The 19,607-nt window shown below is 42.7% G+C and carries 14 protein-coding genes and 2 tRNA genes; 15 read left to right on the forward strand and 1 reads right to left on the reverse strand.

The annotated features are described in order from the left end of the window. Positions 1 to 24 precede the first annotated feature (24 nt). From ACHZES_RS16020 to ACHZES_RS16065, 10 genes are all read left to right on the forward strand, one after another. Complete coding sequence (locus tag ACHZES_RS16020) at positions 25 to 2,019, forward strand: alpha-amylase family protein (protein ID WP_395547130.1); 1,995 nt, start codon at positions 25 to 27, stop codon at positions 2,017 to 2,019. A 757-nt stretch (positions 2,020 to 2,776) separates the two neighbouring features. Beyond that, complete coding sequence (locus ACHZES_RS16025; RefSeq protein ID WP_038280266.1) at positions 2,777 to 4,597, forward strand: sensor histidine kinase; 1,821 nt, start codon at positions 2,777 to 2,779, stop codon at positions 4,595 to 4,597. Positions 4,598 to 4,617: 20 nt separating this feature from the next. After that, positions 4,618 to 5,370 carry a response regulator gene (locus tag ACHZES_RS16030; RefSeq protein ID WP_038280269.1) on the forward strand — a complete coding sequence of 251 codons (753 nt, stop codon included), beginning with the start codon at positions 4,618 to 4,620 and terminating at the stop codon, positions 5,368 to 5,370. Positions 5,371 to 5,484: 114 nt separating this feature from the next. After that, positions 5,485 to 6,798: an ABC transporter substrate-binding protein gene (locus ACHZES_RS16035; RefSeq protein ID WP_395547129.1), complete on the forward strand. Its 1,314-nt coding sequence runs from the start codon at positions 5,485 to 5,487 to the stop codon at positions 6,796 to 6,798. Between the two features lie 93 nt (positions 6,799 to 6,891). Then, the gene (locus ACHZES_RS16040; RefSeq protein ID WP_395547128.1) at positions 6,892 to 7,791 is read left to right on the forward strand and encodes a carbohydrate ABC transporter permease; all 900 of its coding nucleotides are present in this window, start codon (positions 6,892 to 6,894) and stop codon (positions 7,789 to 7,791) included. A 44-nt stretch (positions 7,792 to 7,835) separates the two neighbouring features. Beyond that, complete coding sequence (locus ACHZES_RS16045) at positions 7,836 to 8,666, forward strand: carbohydrate ABC transporter permease (protein ID WP_038280274.1); 831 nt, start codon at positions 7,836 to 7,838, stop codon at positions 8,664 to 8,666. Positions 8,667 to 8,689: 23 nt separating this feature from the next. Further along, a complete protein-coding gene (locus tag ACHZES_RS16050) occupies positions 8,690 to 10,702 on the forward strand; it encodes a TIM-barrel domain-containing protein (RefSeq protein ID WP_395547127.1) in 2,013 nt (670 codons plus the stop codon). Between the two features lie 15 nt (positions 10,703 to 10,717). Next, positions 10,718 to 12,994, forward strand: a complete 2,277-nt coding sequence (gene yicI / locus ACHZES_RS16055) for an alpha-xylosidase (protein ID WP_395547126.1) — start codon at positions 10,718 to 10,720, stop codon at positions 12,992 to 12,994. Between the two features lie 153 nt (positions 12,995 to 13,147). After that, positions 13,148 to 15,118, forward strand: a complete 1,971-nt coding sequence (locus ACHZES_RS16060; RefSeq protein ID WP_395547125.1) for a methyl-accepting chemotaxis protein — start codon at positions 13,148 to 13,150, stop codon at positions 15,116 to 15,118. Then, positions 15,108 to 15,521 (forward strand): acyl-CoA thioester hydrolase/BAAT C-terminal domain-containing protein, encoded by a 414-nt coding sequence (locus ACHZES_RS16065; protein WP_395547124.1) that lies wholly within the window; start codon positions 15,108 to 15,110, stop codon positions 15,519 to 15,521. The genes ACHZES_RS16060 and ACHZES_RS16065 overlap by 11 nt, the downstream gene beginning before the upstream one ends. A gap of 276 nt (positions 15,522 to 15,797) precedes the next feature. On the opposite strand, the gene ACHZES_RS16070 is transcribed toward ACHZES_RS16065, so the two are convergent. Then, positions 15,798 to 16,190 carry a desulfoferrodoxin family protein gene (locus ACHZES_RS16070; RefSeq protein ID WP_395547123.1) on the reverse strand — a complete coding sequence of 131 codons (393 nt, stop codon included), beginning with the start codon at positions 16,188 to 16,190 and terminating at the stop codon, positions 15,798 to 15,800. Positions 16,191 to 16,388: 198 nt separating this feature from the next. Here ACHZES_RS16070 and ACHZES_RS16075 point away from each other — a divergent pair, with 198 nt between their 5' ends. The 5 genes from ACHZES_RS16075 (at position 16,389) to ACHZES_RS16095 (ending at position 19,080) form a co-directional block, all read left to right on the forward strand. Next, complete coding sequence (locus ACHZES_RS16075) at positions 16,389 to 17,324, forward strand: DUF1848 domain-containing protein (protein WP_395547122.1); 936 nt, start codon at positions 16,389 to 16,391, stop codon at positions 17,322 to 17,324. Between the two features lie 62 nt (positions 17,325 to 17,386). Continuing rightward, a complete protein-coding gene (locus ACHZES_RS16080) occupies positions 17,387 to 18,268 on the forward strand; it encodes an MBL fold metallo-hydrolase (protein WP_038280288.1) in 882 nt (293 codons plus the stop codon). A gap of 12 nt (positions 18,269 to 18,280) precedes the next feature. Further along, complete coding sequence (locus tag ACHZES_RS16085; RefSeq protein WP_038280289.1) at positions 18,281 to 18,793, forward strand: cysteine hydrolase family protein; 513 nt, start codon at positions 18,281 to 18,283, stop codon at positions 18,791 to 18,793. Between the two features lie 100 nt (positions 18,794 to 18,893). Then, a tRNA-Phe gene (locus ACHZES_RS16090) sits at positions 18,894 to 18,966 on the forward strand. Positions 18,967 to 19,009: 43 nt separating this feature from the next. Beyond that, positions 19,010 to 19,080 (forward strand) — tRNA-Gly (locus ACHZES_RS16095). Positions 19,081 to 19,607: the final 527 nt, after the last annotated feature.

Genomic DNA, 19,607 nt, shown 5'->3' on the forward strand with positions numbered 1-19,607 from the left:
ATATTTGGATCAGGAGGATAAGCAATGAGCGATTTAAGATTCAGACAGGTTCATCTGGATTTTCACACCAGTGAATATATACCAGAGGTTGGAGCCGATTTTAATGGGGAGGAATTTGCCGAAAGACTTGAAAAGGCCAACGTGGATTCCATTACCTGCTTTGCAAGATGCCATCATGGATGGCTGTATTATCCATCAAGAAAACATACAGACCTCATCCATCCCGGCCTTGCCAATCATAACCTGTTAATCGATCAGATAAAGGCCTGCCATGACAGGGGAATCAAAGTGCCGATTTATACCACGGTACAATGGGATGGCCGAATCATGAGGGAACATCCGGAATGGCTTTCCGTTGATGAGCAGGGAAATTATATCAATACCCAGAATGTGGAAGAGCCTCATTTTTATCATACAATTTGTTTAAACAGCGGTTATCGTAAATTCTTTAAAGAGCATCTCCATGACATTATGGATGTGGTGGGAGTAGAGAACATTGACGGATTCTTTATGGATATTTTATTTCAGGTAGATTGCTGCTGTGACCATTGTAAAAAGAAAATGGAGGATCTGCATCTGGACAGCAGGAAGAAAGAGGTAAGATTAAAGTATTCTCTGCAAATGTTAGAGGAATTTAAAACAGAAATCACAGCAGAAATTAAAGAGAGAGTTCCTGAGGCCTCTGTTTTCTATAACAGTTCCCATGTGGGGCCGGCCTCTAAGGATAATTTTAAGGAGTACAGCCATCTGGAATTGGAATCCTTGCCAAGCGGAGGATGGGGCTATGACCATTTTCCGGCAACCAGCAGATATGCGCGAACTCTTGGTATGGATATGATAGGGATGACCGGAAAGTTCCATACTTACTGGGGGGATTTCCATTCCCTTAAGAATCAGGCGGCTCTTGAGTTTGAATGTTTTAATATGCTGGCTATGGGGGCTGGCTGTTCCATCGGAGACCAGCTTCATCCAAGAGGCCGGTTATCGGAAGGAGCTTATGACCTGATTGGAAAGATATATAAGAGCGTCAGGGAAAAAGAACCTTACTGCAGGAGGGCGAAGCCGGTAGCGGAGATAGCAGTCCTTACACCGGAAGAATTCTATCCTGAGGGAGAATATAACCTGGGAATCTCCCCTTCTTTAATTGGAGCAGTTCGAATGCTTCAGGAGCTTTCTTTTCAGTTTGATGTGATTGACAGTAAAACGCCAATGGATTCCTATCAGTTAATTATTTTACCGGATTGTATTTATTACAATGAAGAGCTGGAAAAAGTGATGAAGAACTATATTGCCAATGGGGGGAAAGTAATCGGTTCTTATGATTCCTGCCTTAACAAGCACAGCAAAAATAATATATACGGTATTACATGGAAAGAAGAATCTCCGTATTACAGGGAGTTTGTGATGCCGAATCAGATCATTGGAAAAGATTTATATAAAGAAGAGTACGTCATGTACTTAAGAGGGCATAACGTGGAGGCAAACGACGGGGAGGTTTTAATGGATAAAATAGAACCTTATTTTGACCGTTCCGGAAAAACCTTCTGCTCTCACCAGCATGCACCTTCTTCCGGGAAAGTTGGTTATCCGGAAGTGATCCGAAATGGAAATGTTATTTATTTTGCACACCCCATATTTAAACTGTACCGGAAAAATGCCGCCAAATGGTGCAAGCTAATGCTAAAGGATGCGGTTGCGCTATGCCTGGAACATAAATTAGTGAGCCATAACGGACCCTCTACGATGACAACAGCCTTAAATCATCAGGAACAGGAGAAACGGGATATTCTACATATCCTTCATTACATTACAGAAAAGCGATCAGAGGATATCTTTACGGTAGAAGATGTAATTCCCCTGTATGGCGTGGAATTTAAAATATATACAGGGAATAAGAATCCGGCAGCCGTAACATTGGTTCCGGAAGAAGCAGCCGTTCCTTTCGTAAGAGACGGACAATATATTTCCTTCCGGTTAGATAAAATAGAAGGACATTGTATGATAAGCATTCAATATTAATTTAGATGCCCCTTTTTGTGCCAAACACAGAAAGGGGCATTTCTGTCTTCTTCTCCAGGAACTAAATGTTTGACTTTGTTCTCCATTCGGGAACGAATTTTCTCCATATGGGAATAATAATATTGATTTCTATTTTTATTATGTGTTAATATGTACATATCAAACAATGCAAGAATGAGAATGTGGATTAAAACAAGCAAAGTGAACAAAAAATATTCTGTTTTCAGAAGCGAGGTGATTCATTGGAATTTTTAGAAAGATTACAGCAAAACGGTAAACCCTCCCATGTGCAATCAGTAGGCAGAGCATTGCTGTTAATTGAGCTGCTGGCCTAGTATATTCAGGCGGCTACACAGCCTATCCGGATCATCCGCAGCGCCGCTGGGATGCCGGAGAATTAGGAAAAGGATTATTCTACTATGAGGGTGAGATGATTCCAAGCTTCTTGTCAATTATTACCTGATAAAAAGAAATCCAAGTTAAAGAGAACAATATCTAGAGGGTATCCAAGAGTCATGAAATGACTTAAGAGATACCCTCATTTTTTATAAAATATAGAAGATGGATACCCGGATTCCATCAAACGAAAATAATAAGTAAACCCAACGGATCGGATCGATATTAAATAAGAGTGGATATTGTAAATTTTGCATGATAATATATTTATAAAAATTATGACAATGGACGGCTTTACTCGGACCGGGATTCTTATAAATGAATATGGTCATTACAATAAAAATGGAAGGTACGGATAAACATGAAAAGTCATATGGAACGTTTCCTTGGGAAAAAATCAAGTATACAAAGAAAGGTTGTGGTTGTATACCTGCTGATAGCAGTGCTTCCTCTTATTATTATCACCTTATCTGCCAGTGCCATTTATTACCGTAGTTTTTTAAAGGAGGCATATGGTTTGGTTGAACAAAATGCCCGTCAGCATGAAACCGTTGTTCAGGAGAGGATGAGTGCATATGAAAATGTATTGTATGAACTGATTACAAAAAAAGATTATATAGAATTGTCGAGAAATATTAATACAGGGGATGAGAATTCTCTGCTGGTAGATGCTGCACATATGGAGGCATTGCTTCGAAGCTGTGTTTATACATACGATGGAATCAGAAGCATTACCTTTTTAGCGGACAGCGGCAGATATGTAACATACTCCAAATGGTACGGCAGCATGAACGAATATATCTGGTCGGAGCCGGAGCAGAGAAGGGACATTCATGATGAAATTGAGAAGAGCCAGAAGCTGACATTCATAGCCACGGTGAACTTAAGCAATTCTACTCGAAAGGATGATTACGTCATTCTCATGGGATATCCGGTTAAGAACTTAAGAACAAAAGAGCAAAGCGGAGTTCTGGTTATGGCCCTGGAAGATGATGTTCTCTTGTTTGATGACAACAGAGTAAAACAAGCAGGAAAGATGGATAACAGTGGCGTTACCACAGTAATTGTAGATAATAACGATAAGGTACTGGCTGGGGGTGGTCCGGCCAATGTTAATGAAGGGTATCAGAATTATCTTAAAGAGGAGTTTGGCGGAAGAAAGGGGATTTCAGAGAACCGAAGAAAAATCGGAGGTACAGAATGGACGATTGTCAACATCATAGATGCTGCAGTCTATCAAAGTGAAATCTACCATTTTATCAAAATTGTTTTCATATTAATGATAACCATTACCTGTCTTTTTTTTGTAATACTGTATTTCATATCAAAAAAATATATCGGAGCGATTCAGAAAATTGCGCAGAACATCCATGATTTTAAAGGCACAGATGCGGATCAGATTATAACGGATCTGAATGAAGAAGACGAATTATATGTAATAGTTCGCCAATTTAACACCATGACAGCCCGTGTGAATTCCTTGGTAGAAACTTTAAGGCAGAGAAATGAAGAAATCAAAATCGCTGCCATCAGTCAGAAACATGCGGAAATCAAAGCTTTAGAGGCACAGATAAATCCTCATTTTTTATACAATATACTGGATTCCATCAATTGGAGAGCCATTGAACACGACGAGGAGGAAATCAGCAATATGCTTGGAACCTTGGGGAGCCTTTTGAGGTACAGTGTGTCCAATATCGATATGAAGGTTGTGCTGGGGGCGGAAATCAGCTGGCTGGAGAAATACATCTTTCTTCAAAGGGACCGTTTTCAGAATTCCTTTGACTGTCAATATGATATTACGGATGAGGCAATGCAGTTTCCTATTTATAAAATGCTTTTACAGCCGATTATAGAAAATATTATCCTGCATGCTTTTGAAGATGTGAAGGAAGGAGGCATGATTCATGTAAAAGCATTCGTCCGTTTGGATGGAAAGCTGGAGATCAGCATAAGAGACAATGGCTGCGGCATGACAGAGGAAACTCTCGCAGAAATACAAAAGGAAATATCAGAAAAGGGAGCTTTAAACAGCAAAAGCATCGGGATTAGCAATTGTTTACATAGACTCCGGATTTATTATCAGGATGAGGCGGATATCGTTGTAAATAGCAAGCCTGGAAAAGGAACGGAGTTTATATTGATCATACCGGATAAGCAGGAAGGTAGGATTTATGGGTAGAAAGGAAACGGAGGGGGAAGATGAAGACAATCATTATCGTGGAAGACGAATTTCGGATCAGGCGGGGACTCAGCAATCTGATCAATAAAGTAGACATGGGGTGCAAAGTAATTGGGGAAGCGGAAAATGGTTTCGAAGGCCTAAAAATGATTCAGGATCTGGATTGCGATATCGTGATAACAGATATCCGTATGCCTAAAATGGACGGTCTGGAAATGATTGATAATGCAAAAAAAATGGGTGCGGTTTGTTCATTCGTGATTCTTAGCGGTTATGCTGATTTTGAGTATGCAAGACGAGGTATGCACCTGGGCGTAAAGGAATATCTATTAAAACCGGTTATGATATCGGATGTGAAGGAGCTGCTTCATAAATTAACGTTTAAAAAAGATGAGACTCCGCCCGGCCATTCCGAAATGGGTCAGTATTCCATGATGGTGAGTGAAATGGTCGCTATGATGGAGGAAAGCTATGGGATGCGTCTTGGGCTGGATGTTTTTTCAGACAAATTCCGATTAACGCCGGAGTACATCAGCAATTTGTTTGGTAAAGAAACCGGCATGACCTTTTCCAATTATTTAAAGAAAATCCGGATCGAAAAAGCGAAGGAACTGATTCTGAATACGGATATGAAAATTTATGAGATAGCATGCAGTGTTGGATATCCAGATCAAAAATATTTCTCAAAGGTTTTTAAGGAATACACTGGAGTTTCCGCAAAACAGTTTGCCATAGACAGCCGCAAAGAGGAACGCCGGTCTGCAGGAGAATAAGTCCTGTTGGCCGGTGTTATTTTGATTTTGTACACTTTTCTTAAAATATTGGTATTTTTTTTACATTTTATGGAAGTTATACTAAAGTCAGAAAGAAGACAGGAGGGGTAATCAATGAAAAGAAAGTTTGCAACACTTATGGCACTGTCACTGGCTGTGGGAGCGCTCACTGCTTGTGGAAGCAAAACAGATACGACGGTTCCTGCGGAATCCACCGCAGCAGCAGCGACAAGCAGTGCATCATCTGAAAGTACGGAAGGGACCACTACTGGTCCGGTATCTGCGGAGGGCAGACAGGAGATCACCTTCTGGCATTATATGTCAGAGGACAAAGAGGGCAAATTCGTAAAGCAGGCGGTGGAGGAGTTCAACAATTCCCAGAATGAAATTTACGTAACGGCGGAGTATCTGCCGAGGAAAGAGCTTATGAAACAGTATACCATCGGCGTAGTATCGGGAGAATTGCCAGACTGTGGAATGGTGGATAATCCGGACCATAATTCCTATGCGTCCATGGGTGTTTTTGAAGATATTACGGATCTTTATAATTCATGGCCGGAGGCGAACTTTATGGAGGGGTCCATCAACTCCTGCTATTACGAAGGAAAGCTGTACGGGCTTCCATGGGGAAACAACTGTCTGGGACTCTTTTATAACAGAGAGATGCTTGACGCAGCAGGCGTAAAGGTGCCCACCACATGGTCGGAGCTGGAAGATGCTTGTGAAAAGCTTACAACAGATACAGTCAAAGGATTGGCGATTTCTGCTATCGGGAGCGAGGAAGGAACCTTCCAGTACATGCCCTGGCTTTTATCTTCTGGAGGAAGTGTAACTGATCTGACCTCGGAAGGCTCTAAGGAATCTATGTCCTTTTTATACAAACTGATCGATAAAGGATATATCAGCAGAGAATGTGTCAACTGGACCCAGGCGGATGCGGAGAAGCAGTTTGCCTCCGGCCAGGCGGCTATGATGATCAATGGTCCATGGCAGTTTTCCGGCCTTGAAGAGGATGCTCCTGGTCTTGATTACCGGGTGGCAAAGGTCCCGAAAGCGGATAATGGCAAGTACGCTTCAGTTTTGGGTGGAGAAAACGTAGCCATCTGTGCAGGTGCCAACGTGGATGCATCCTGGAAATTCTTGACCTGGATTACCAGCAAGGAAAAGTCACAGGAGATCTGCAAATCAATCGGACGCTTCTCTCCTAGGTCTGATGTGGATATTCAGGTGATGTTCGCCGATGATCCGTTAAATTCCGTATTTGCGGAGGTCATGCCCAGCGCTCAGTCCAGAGGGCCCTCACCAGACTGGCCGGAAATTTCTACTGCTATTTATACCGCGCAGCAGGAAGTGTTTACAGGACAAAAGGATGTGGAAACCGCAATGGCGGATGCACAGGCGAAAATTGATAAATTAAACGCCCAATAAGAACTCATGTGGGAAGTCTCATCGCATGTACAATGTTTCATTGTGATGTGATGGGACTTTTCATTTATAAACAGAGAAAAGGAGAGATCGGGAATGGGGCAGAACAGACGGGAAAGACAGGAACAGCTGCTGGGATATTGCCTGATATTGCCTGCAGTCATTTACATGCTGATTTTTATCGGATATCCCATCGTTTATAACTGGATCATCAGCTTTCAGGTGGTCACGGCTAAAACTCTGGGCAGTAAAGTGAGGGAGCTTGCCGGCTTTGGAAATTATAAGGCTGTTTTTGCGGAGGTGACCTTTTGGGAATCTCTACTGCACACGTTTATCTATACGGCAGGTTGTCTGGTGATCCAGTTTTCTCTGGGTTTTATATTTGCTGTTTTTTTTGCAAAAAAATTTACCCTATCAAAATATATCAGAGGATTTATTGTGATCAGCTGGATGCTTCCGGTTACAGTTACGGCTTTGGTTTTTAAATTCATGTTTGCGGAAGGCAACGGCATTATCAATACAATTTTAATGAGCCTGCACATCATAAGAAAGCCCATTGGCTGGCTGTTAAATGGAAACACGGCAATGTTTGGACTGATTATTGCCAATTCCTGGGTAGGCATCCCTTTTAACATGCTTCTGCTAACCACGGGACTCAATAATATTCCTGGAGATATTTATGAGGCGGCCTCCATTGACGGAGCAAACAGTATCCAGAAGTTTATGAGAATCACCATTCCGTTGTTAAAGCCCACCATTATGTCAGTCCTAGTGCTGGGATTTGTGCTGACCTTTAAGGTCTTTGATCTGGTATATGTCATGACCGGAGGCGGACCTGTCTCTGCAACGGAGGTTTTGTCCACCTATTCCTATAAGCTGTCCTTTCAGCTGTTTCATTTTGGAGAAGGAGCGGCAGTTGCCAATGTATTGTTTGTCTGCCTGTTTTTCGTTGCGTTGGTTTATTTAAGAACGATTTCCAGGGATGAGACCATGTAATGCGCTAAGGGAATTTTAGATAAACCGGAAAGGAGATCTGTGAATTGAAGAATGTTACATATAAACAGAAAAATGCTTTGATGTGCCTTCTTGCCATATTGATCGCCTGCATATTTTTGTTTCCGCTCTACTGGATTGTTGTTAACTCCTTTAAGCTGGACAGCGAAATTTTTGCAGGAACTCCAACATTATGGCCGAAAGAATTTACATTAAAGGCATATCAGGATCAGCTTGGAAATTTAAGAATAACCATGAAAAATTCTATGTTAATCGCTGCAGGCTCTATGATATTATCCTTATGTCTTTCCGTGCCTGCCGCCTATGGTCTGGCAAGGTACCGAGTGAAGGGGATGAAAATATTTGTGTTGGTATTTCTGATCACCCAGATGCTGCCGGCCTCTCTGGTGCTCACCCCCCTGTTTTTAATTTTTTCAAAGCTGGGGATATTAAATTCGTATCTGGCTCCTATTTTATCGACCGCCACCATATCCATTCCGTTCATCGTGCTGATGCTCCGGCCAGGCTTTTTGAGCATTCCGGTGGAACTGGAGGATGCGGCGAAAATCGATGGGTGCAATGGGATCAGTGCATTTTTCCGCATTGCAATCCCCATTTCTAAGCCCACTGTGATCACGGCGGCCTGCTTCAGCTTTGTATTTGCATGGAACGACCTGGCGTATTCCATGACCTTTAACACAAAGGAAGCCATGCGGCCCATGACCTCCGCCATATACACGTTCATGAACCAATACGGAACCAAGTGGAACAGCATTATGGCCTATGGAGTATTGTTGATCCTACCGAGCTGTTTAATTTTTGTCACCATGCAGAAATATATTGTAGAAGGGATGACAAGCGGTTCTGTAAAAGGATAAATCATTTAAAGGGGAAAGAAAAAATGAGTGTTTTCAGAAAAGAAAATAACTGCCTGAAATTCCATTATGATGCGGAAGAGCTGTGGATTCAGCCCTGGGGTGCCAACAGCTTTCGCGTGAGGGCTTCGAAAATGGATAAGATGCAGGAAGAGGACTGGGCGCTTTCCATGAAATTGGAGGACATGCGGCCTGAGTTCAAAATAGAAAAGGACTTTGCAAGCATTCGAAACGGCAAAATTGAGGCCAGGATCTCCCGATATGGGAAGCTGACTTTTTATAATCAGAGAGGAGAAGTACTACTTGATGAGTATTTAAGGAACCGTATGGATGTGTTTGCTGATTACTGCAGTGCTCTGGATGTGGAAGCAAGAGAATTCAAGCCCATCCTGGGGGGAGATTATCATTTATCCATGCGCTTTGTATCAAATCCGGACGAAAAGATATATGGAATGGGCCAGTATCAACAGCCTTATCTGAACTTAAAGGGAACCGATCTGGAGCTGGCTCAGAGGAACTCCCAGGCAAGCGTTCCTTTTGCCATATCCTCTCTGGGCTATGGCTTTCTCTGGAACAATCCAGCGGTGGGAAGAGTTTTTTTCGGCAAGAACATTACAACCTGGGAAGCATATTCCACCAAGGGGCTGGATTATTGGATTACGGCAGAGGATACGCCTGCGAAAATCGAAGAGGCTTATGCAAAGGTTTCCGGAACGGTCCCAATGATGCCGGAATATGCCATGGGATTCTGGCAATGCAAGCTGCGGTATCAGACACAGGATGAGCTCTTAGAGGTAGCAAGAGAGTATAGAAGGAGAGGGCTTTCTATCTCTGTGATCGTAATTGATTATTTCCATTGGCCATTACAGGGAGACTGGAAGTTTGATTTAACATATTGGCCCGATCCGGATGCCATGATCAGGGAACTTAAGGAGATGGGGATCGAGCTCATGGTATCCATATGGCCCACCGTAGATTACCGCAGTGAAAACTTCCAGGAGATGAAAGAAAAAGGGTACTTGATCCGAACAGACAGGGGATTCCGGATAGCAATGGATTTCCAGGGAAATACGGTTCATTTTGATGCTACGAATCCGAAGGCCAGGCAATATGTATGGCAAAAGGCAAAAGAAAATTATTATGACAAAGGAATCCGGGTATTCTGGCTTGATGAAGCAGAACCGGAATATAGCATTTACGATTTTGACAATTACCGTTATTATTTGGGATCCAATGTGCAGATCGGGAATATCTATCCGGCCATGTATGCTAAGGCCTTTTTTGACGGTATGAAAGCAGAAGGGCAGGAGAATATCATTAATCTGCTTCGTTGTGCATGGGCCGGTTCTCAAAAATATGGAGCTCTTGTCTGGTCGGGGGATATCCATTCCAGCTTCGGAAGCCTTCGGAACCAGTTGGCAGCAGGGCTTAACATGGGGATCGCGGGAATTCCCTGGTGGACTACCGATATCGGGGGATTTCATGGAGGCGATCCAAAAGATCCGGAATTTCAGGAACTTCTGATCCGATGGTTTGAATATGGAACGTTTTGCCCGGTCATGCGTCTTCATGGTTACCGGGAACCGTTAAAAGAACCCATGGGAACGGAAGGCGGTGCGGCCTGTGTTTCTGGTGCAGATAATGAGGTCTGGTCTTTTGGGGAGGAAGCGTATGAGATCTGCAGAACATATTTGCAGATAAGAGATCATATGAAGCCATATATTACGGAACTGATGGAGGCAGCCCACCGGAAAGGTACCCCGGTTATGCGCCCTCTCTTTTATGATTTCCCGGAAGATAGACAGTGCTGGGAGGTGGAAGATGAGTATATGTTCGGGCCGGATGTCCTTGTGGCTCCTATCCTTTACGCAGGTATGAGAAAAAGAACGGTGTATCTGCCAAAAGGTTTTACCTGGAAGGAGTATTGGACAGGAGAAACGATAGAAGGTGGCAGAACCATTGAATCCGATGCTCCCCTCCATAGGCTTCCTGTATTCACGAGAAATAACCGTTGTTTTAAACCGGCAGAAAAAGAATGATAGGAGGAATTAAAAGTGAAGTTTACAAATGGCTACTGGCGGATCAGAGAAGAGATATATCCGGTTTATGCAGTGGAGTATTATGGCTGGGAGCGATATCATGATCAACTGATCGTATACGCTGCAACAAGGCATATGGGAGATCGGGGGGATACGCTGAATCAGCCGCTGCTCACTGTGACGTTTTCAAGTCCCATTGAAAATGTAATTAAAGTGTCAGCCGTACATTTTAAGGGAACAGCTTATAAAGGCCCCCATTACGAGGTGGCGAAGCAAAAGGGTGATTTCATTTCCATAACGGAGGATGAAGAAAAAATCACATATACATCCGGAGAGACCAGTGCTGTCATATATAAGTCTGCCAATAGCTGGAAGGTGGAGTTTAAAGACGGAGATCGGCTGCTGACAGAGAGCAGCTACCGTAACCTTGCCTATATGCAGAATCGGGAGACAAAGAAGGGCTACATGGTAGAACAGCTCCTTTTGGATGTTGGAGAATATGTTTATGGTCTGGGGGAACGGTATACTCCGTTTATAAAGAATGGCCAGACTGTTGAGATCTGGAATGAGGATGGGGGAACTGCATCCGAACAAACCTATAAGAATGTTCCCTTTTACATTACCAACAAAGGCTATGGTGTGTTCGTAGGGCATCCCGGAGATGTGCATTTTGAGGTGGGAAGTGAAAAGGTAGAAAGGGTACAGTTCAGCGTACAGACGGAAAGACTGGATTACTATATTTTGAATGGACAGACGCCCAAGAAAACCGTTCAGCTGTATACGGAGCTTACAGGGAAACCGGCATTGCCGCCGGCGTGGTCTTTTGGCCTGTGGCTGACAACATCGTTTACTACAAGCTATGATGAAGCAACCGTCACCAGCTTTATACAGGGCATGGAAGACCGTGATATCCCTCTTCATACCTTCCATTTTGATTGTTTCTGGATGAAGGGTTATGAATGGTGCAGCTTTGAGTGGGATAAGGATACATTTCCGGATCCGGAAGGCATGTTAAGGCGCTACAAAGAGCGGGGCCTGCATATCTGTGTCTGGATCAACAGCTATATCGCCCAGAAATCAGTGTTATTTGACGAAGGGGTGGAAAATGGATATTTCGTAAAAACTCTCGATGATGATATATGGCAGTGTGACCGGTGGCAGGCAGGTATGGCTTTGGTCGATTTTACGAACCCGGAGGCCTGTAAATGGTATCAGGGTAAATTGGAGAAACTGATCGACATGGGGGTGGATTGCTTTAAAACTGATTTTGGGGAAAGAATTCCGGTTACGGGTGTTAAATATTACGATGGTTCCGATACAGTCAAAATGCATAATTACTATACCTACCTATATAATAAGACTGTTTTTGAACTTCTGGAAAGTAAGCTTGGGAAAGATAAGGCTCTGGTATTTGCAAGATCCACTGCAGCAGGAGGACAGAAGTTTCCTGTTCACTGGGGCGGTGACTGTACTGCCACCTATCCCTCCATGGCAGAGGATTTAAGAGGAGGATTATCCTTATCTCTTGGTGGATATGGTTATTGGAGTCATGATATTGGCGGGTTTGAACAGACGGCTTCCGCTGATGTATACAAGCGGTGGTGTGCATTTGGACTATTAAGTTCTCACAGCAGATTGCACGGCTCTACATCCTACCGGGTTCCGTGGCTGTTTGATGAAGAAGCCGGTGATGTATTAAGAAAATTTGTGAAGCTGAAGTGTTCTCTGATGCCTTATCTCTATAGCCAGGCAGTAAAAGCACATAAAGAAGGTATACCAATGATGCGCCCTATGTTTCTTGAGTTTCCGGAAGATTTGACCTGTGAGACTCTGGATAAGCAGTATATGCTGGGGGATTCCCTGCTGGTGGCACCCGTATTTAAGAAAAACGGAGAGGTTTCCTATTACTTACCGGAAGGAACATGGACCAATTACCTTACTGGAGACGTAAAACCAGGTGGAAAATGGTATAAAGAAATCTTTGACTATTTCCATCTTCCTCTCATGGTAAGAGAAAACACCGTTTTGGCAGTAGGAAATTGTGAAGAAAAGCCGGATTATAATTATACGGATGGGACCATGTTAAAATTGTTTCAGATTAAAGATGGGGCTGATTTCCATGTGTTGATACCAGATGAGAACGGAAAGGAAGCCATGAAAGTTGAAGTTTTAAAAAAGAGTGAGAGGATTCTGATGAAAGTAGTCGGAGGAAGAAATTGGATAGTAGAAGCAAACGGATATCCGGAGGCAATGATACAATATGGTGAAAATAACGCAGAAGTTATTTTATAGGGCACTTATATTTGATATGTAAAAAGTTGTCCAAATTAACGTAAAACTTTAGTAAAACTCATATAGTTATCTGAAAACTGTCCGATATACCAATTGGGCCGCTATAAATTGTATTGGCAAAGGGGTAAACTGGACATCGGAGGATAACGTAATATGAAAAGGAAATACAAAGGAATAAAAAGGGAAATGGTAGCTTTCACCATTGGTTGTATCATCTGTATTGTATTTGTACTGTCCATAGGCTCCATTTATATGACCTATGACACGACCCAGAAGTCACTGGCCAAAAGTTTAAAGGAAACTTCGGAACTGGTTTCTGAAAAAATAACTCAGAAGCTGGAAGAATATTCGATCATATCCGAGTCAATCGCCCTCTATATGAAGGGAAATGTACAAAAAGGAGGTAACATCAATATATTTTTACGGATCGCAAGTTCCCAGTACGGCCTTAATAACATTGATATCATTTCGTCTGATGGAACCTCTGTCGTCAATGGAAAATCCTATGAGCAGGACGAAGCATACCTTCAGGCAAAAAGCGGAACTCCTTTTTTATCCGATCCTATCATTCAAAAGGATTCTGCCTCCTTTGAATATGCGTACCCATACGATGATCTGGTCATCATGATTGAGTTCCCTTATTCTGTTTTCCAGGGGATGATTGAGGATACAAAACTTGGGGATACCGGAAGTACTTATATTATAAATCGGGAAGGAACGAAAGTGGCTTACGAGGATTTTTCCCTGGTATTATCACAGCAAAATGACACAGAGTCAGCAAAAACCAATCAGGCTGCTTATGGAGAGATCGCAAAGCTGGAAGCTGTCATGGTGAACGGCGAAACCGGCTTTGGATTCTATCATTGGAACGGCGAAAAAAGATTTGGTTCCTATACTCCTGTGAAAAATACCAATGGCTGGTCAGTAAATGTGACAGCTTCAGAATCTGAATTTATGTCCGGTGTTGTAACCTCCATGTTTAATGCTGTTATTTTGGGAGCTGTCTCTCTGATCCTTGCAGTTTTCGTTATGCTCCGGATTACGGACCGGATCACAAAACCCATTGGACAGGTGGTCGACTCCATTGATCAGTTATCCGCCGGAGATTTAAGTATTGAACTGAATATGAAACGACATGATGAAATAGGGGTTATCGGGGAAAAGGTCAGTGAAATGGCAGGGAAATACAGAGATATCATCTACGATATTTCCCAGTTTTTGCAGGAGATTTCCAGTGGGAACCTTGCAGTTCAAAGTAATTGTGAATATCCAGGTGAATTTCATGGTATACGCAGCTCCATGGAAATGATTGCTTCCCGCTTAAATGATGCCATATTAAACATCCGTTCCTCTGCCGAGGAGGTCAATTCGGGAGCAGGGCAGGTTTCCGGTGCTTCCCAGGCGCTCGCCTCCGGAGCGGCTGTGCAGGCAGCAACGGTAGAGGAATTAAATGCTGCCATAGCAGATGTCTCAGAAATGGCAGGAAAAAGTTCGGATTCTGTACGGAAAGCTTCCGATTATGTAAAACAATCCGGATCCAGGGTCAGCGCAGGGAACCGGCATATGCAGAGCCTTCATTCAGCTATGGAAGAGATAAGTTTATCTTCTGAAAAAATATCCGGCATCACAAAAATGATTGAGGATATCGCATTTCAGACCAACATTCTGGCTTTAAACGCCGCTGTTGAGGCAGCCCGGGCCGGAAGCGCGGGTCAAGGGTTTGCGGTGGTGGCAGGAGAAGTCCGGAATCTCTCTGCAAAATCTGCTGATGCTGCTAAACAGACTGCCCAGTTGATCGGGAATACGGTAAATGCGGTTTCGGAGGGAAAAAGGCAGACAGCTGAGACGGCAGGAATCCTTAAGGAGATCGCCAATAAATCGATTCTTGTGGAACGGGTGATGGAGGAGATTGAATCAGACTCTATGGAGCAGGCCAAGGCTATGGTGCAGATCCTTGGAGGACTGTCCCAGGTATCTGCGGTGGTACAGTCCAATGCTGCAGCAGCGGAGGAAAGTTCAGCTTCCAGTGAAGAACTGGAGGCCCAGGCCCAGGCTTTAAGGCAGGAAGTTGCAAAGTTTAAGTTGTTTGAGGAAACTGTTTCTCACGAAGAAAATGAAGAATAAAAAAATTTATCCTGGTTTACGATCCTCCAGTAGGGGTGTTTGCTTTCAGGCATTAGACGGACTGCAGAGCGGCAAAAATGTTTCTTCCTGGTCCTATCAGGGAAAGTCCATTCCATTTATCAAAGTAGATAATAATATCTTCTATGAAGATTATAAAAAGGCCCTCAGCGAAGGAAAGCCGTTTGGATTTGCCAATACTTATAAAAAAAGCATTGAAAGAGCACTCTTGTCCTATGAAAGCATGGGGCATCCTATGCCGGTTCCCTATGTGATTCCGATTAGCTTTACCCTTGAAATGCCCATGAACGGCGGCATATTTACTTCTGGTGGAACGGTTTATGGAAATGCAAAAGGACAGTATAATTCGTTTCAGGAAACTATTAAGTTTTTTAAGAAACGGTAGGAACGTTGATAAATGATTCAAATCGTTGTATACTAAAAGGCAATAAATTGACGATACATTAGAATCTTTGATAAGGATGGTTTCAGCTTGATTTCTGTTTCCAGATTCTCTCTAAGGCGGAGAAATCAGCCATTATCGTGATAAAAACGAGTAGGATAATATGCTTATGGGAAGATTGAGGGCATAGGAATCGCCGCAGGATTATGAATCCTGCGGCGATATTGGAAACAGAGAATGCATCTTTCCTTGAGTGTGATTCAGGGGATGCTTTTTTCGTTACGCCTCTGTTTTCCAGAATCCGTGAAGATTGCAGTAGGCGAAAGCGGTTTTTGGAGAATCACCGTTCTCCAAAGTAAAGCAGGCCACCGGTTCACAGTCAGGGCTTAAGCTTACTCTCATGACACTTCCTGCCGTTGTCTGTAAGCAGACCCAGGAAATGTTGTGTTCCTCGGTCATGGGATGGAACGTGCTGCCCACCTTTACGGTCACATGATTTCCTTCTGTCTCAATGACCGGAACATGTTTTTCCGTGGCACCGTCCGAAGTATTAGGTTCCAATATTTCAAAAGGCTTCAAGCTGTCCGGAAGCGCAGCATTGGGAGTACCAGAGATGGCTTCCAGAATGACGTTATGATTTTTGTCAGTTAAAAATACAGGTTCATTTTTCATGGTGTTCCTCCAGTTGTAGATGATGATAGAAAACGGCTTCATTTCATATATCAGAATTCCCAGTTATTAGGCAAAACATTATGCCAACTTATTCCAGACAGATGCCATATTCGAAGTTCTTAAAAAAGTTAAAGAGGTTGAAGCGGGCGCATGGAATGCTTATAATGATTTTACAAAGAAGAAACAGGAGTGAGAACTATGATACTAAGTGTCAGCAGGCGGACGGATATTCCACAATTTTATTCGGATTGGTTTTTTAATAGGCTGAAAGAAGGGTATCTATATGTAAAAAATCCCATGAACAGCCATCAGATCAGCCGGATCGACCTATCTCCGGAGCAGGTTGAGCTTATAGTATTCTGGACGAAAAATCCGGAGCCTATGATGGAACGAATCCGGGAGCTTGGAAGCATCCCTTTCTATATCCAGTTTACATTGACGGGATATGGAAATGATGTTGAGCCTGGGCTGCCGGATAAAAGGCATTTGATCGATATTTTCCGGGAAACAGCAGAAAAAGTGGGGAAAGACCGTATGGTCTGGCGGTATGATCCCATATTCCTTAACGGCCGTTACAGAGAGGAATACCATTTGCGGGCCTTTGAAGAAATCGCCAGAGGTGTATGTGGTTCTGCGGAAAAAGTTGTGATCAGTTTTCTGGACAAGTATGGAAAGACGGAACGTAACATGAAGGGAATCCCGGTAGAAGAATTGGATGAAGAAGGGATGAAAAGGCTGGGCAAAGGACTGGCCTCGATTGCCGGTACTTACGGACTTAGGATTGAAGCATGTGCGGAAATAGCTGATTTAAGTTCTGTCGGGATTTCACGAGGAAGCTGCATTGACCCTGCGATGGCGGAATACTTAATCGGCGGTCCGGTATGCCGGAGGAAGGATAAAAATCAAAGAACAGAATGTGGGTGCATGGAAAGCGTTGAGGTGGGAACTTATGACACCTGCTTGGCCGGTTGTAAGTATTGCTATGCCAATGACAGTGTGGAGGCAGTGAAGAGGAGACGCACATTATACGATGAACATAGCCCGTTGCTTTGCGGAAGGGTGGAAGAAGGAGATAGGATTTCGGAGCGGAAAGGAAGGTCTGTCCGGAAGGACCCGACTCTTCCTTTCCTGTAAGATCATTTTCATCATTAAAACTACAGTTTTCAAAGAATTTCTACTATATGGAGGTTTCCCAAATGTATGAGTTAAATCAGGTTGGCACAAATAGTTATTATGTTCAAAGCCCGGCAAAGATTGGCATTGTTAAGCTTAACGATACGGAAGTATGCCTTATTGACAGCGGAAGTGACAAGGATGCCGGGCGGAAAGTCAGGCAGATACTGGATGCCAATGGCTGGCGGCTGACGGCAATTTATAATACCCATTCAAATGCCGATCATATTGGAGGCAATAAGTATTTACAGAATCAAACCGGATGCAAAGTTTATGCTCCTGGTATTGAATGCGACTTTACGAACCATACCATCCTTGAGCCTTCTTTCCTGTATGGCGGGTTCCCGCCAAAGGACTTAAAGCACAAATTCCTGATGGCCCAGGAAAGCAGTGCAGAACACCTTACAGAGGGGGGTCTTCCGAATGGTATGAGTGTGATTCCTCTTCCCGGTCATTTTTTTGATATGGTGGGTTTTAGAGATATGGATGACGTCGTTTATTTGGCAGACTGCCTGTCGAGCAAAGAAACACTGGAAAAATATCAGATCGGGTTTATTTATGATGTATCCGCATACCTTGACACCTTGGAAATGGTAAAGACCATGAAAGCAAAGGTTTTCATCCCTGCTCACGCAGAAGCAACCGATGATATCGCCCCGCTCGCTCAGATTAACATTAACAAGGTACATGAAATAGCAGATAAGATACTTGAAATTTGTAAAGAGCCGATTATCTTTGAAAAGGTTTTACAGCAGCTTTTCAATGACTATGGTCTGGTAATGAATTTTGAGCAATATGTACTCGTTGGTAGCACGATCCGCTCTTATCTTTCCTGGCTAAAGGATACCGGGCGAATGGAGGTGATTTTCGAAAATGGACAGCTGCTCTGGAAAACAATAGAATAAGGGGGTATTTAAATGGTACTGTTGGTAGTAGATACACAGGATATGATTGTTACAAATGAACTGTTTCAATATGAAACATTTGTAAATAACATAAAGCAATTAATCCATTTAGCAAGAACCAAGGGCATAGAGATTATTTATGTTCGTCACGATGATGGTTTTGAGCTGACTAAGGGCGTAAAAGGATTTGAAATATTTGAACAATTTGCTCCAATGAATGAGGAAAAGATATTTGATAAACATGTTAATAGTGCATTTAGGGATACTGGTTTATTAGAATACCTGCGCTCTAAAAACGAAGATACCATTATGATTACAGGTCTGCAGACCGATTACTGCATAGATGCAACAATAAAGTGCGGTTTTGAACATGGATTTGAAATTGTTGTTCCGGCTTATTGCAATACAACTGTTGATAATGAGTATATGACCGCGGAACAGTCCTACAAATATTATAATGAGAAAATGTGGAATTCCAGATATTCAAGGTGTGTAAGTTTTGACCAGGCATGTGATATGTTTTAAAGATTTTACTGAGAATTTTGTTATTTTGACATAATTTAGAAAACTTGTCTTGACAAGATGGGAGAAATCTTGTAAAATTATTCGTGTTGCAGGTGGTTATGCCCAGATAGCTCAGTTGGTAGAGCAGAGGACTGAAAATCCTCGTGTCGCTGGTTCGATTCCGGCTTTGGGCATTGTGCTTTTCAAAGCACTTTTGAAAAACTTCAGAAATTCCGTGCGGGTGTAGTTCAATGGTAGAACACCAGCCTTCCAAGCTGGATACGTGGGTTCGATTCCCATCACCCGCTTTATAAAAAGAAGTCCATTTTTGATTGAAGTCAAAAATGAGCTTCTTTTTATTTATTTATTGTTTTTTAATTGCTATTTTTCCTATGTAATAAAATAACATAAATATTTAAACTTTTTAGCAAACTTACAAAAAGTCACAAAAATTAAACAAAACTTCAATTGTAAAATATCTTTCCCGTTTGAAAGAGAAAGATGGGTATAATTATTTGAAAACAGCATAGAGAAATTCGCGTTACAAAAAGGCAGGGTGCAGTCCCTGCCTTTTGTGATATATTGAACTTAGCCGGTGGAGAAAGGAGATACTATGGCTAAGTTTTTAACTTATGAAGACCGTTTGGAGACTAAAAGTGGACTGTAGGAGGATTTGACTTTTACAGAGATAGGCAAGAAGCTGGGGAGGGACAGAACTACGATTACAAAAGAAGTCCCCGGCTATGCAGTAGAGCAATATTCAGGATATTCAATCTATCCCCATAATGTATGTAAGTATCGAAAAGGGTGCAGGAGAAAAAAGTCTAAAAGATGC

Origin of the sequence: Lacrimispora sanguinis (assembly GCF_044987295.1) — a bacterium.
Classification (GTDB): Bacteria; Bacillota; Clostridia; order Lachnospirales; family Lachnospiraceae; genus Lacrimispora; species Lacrimispora celerecrescens_B.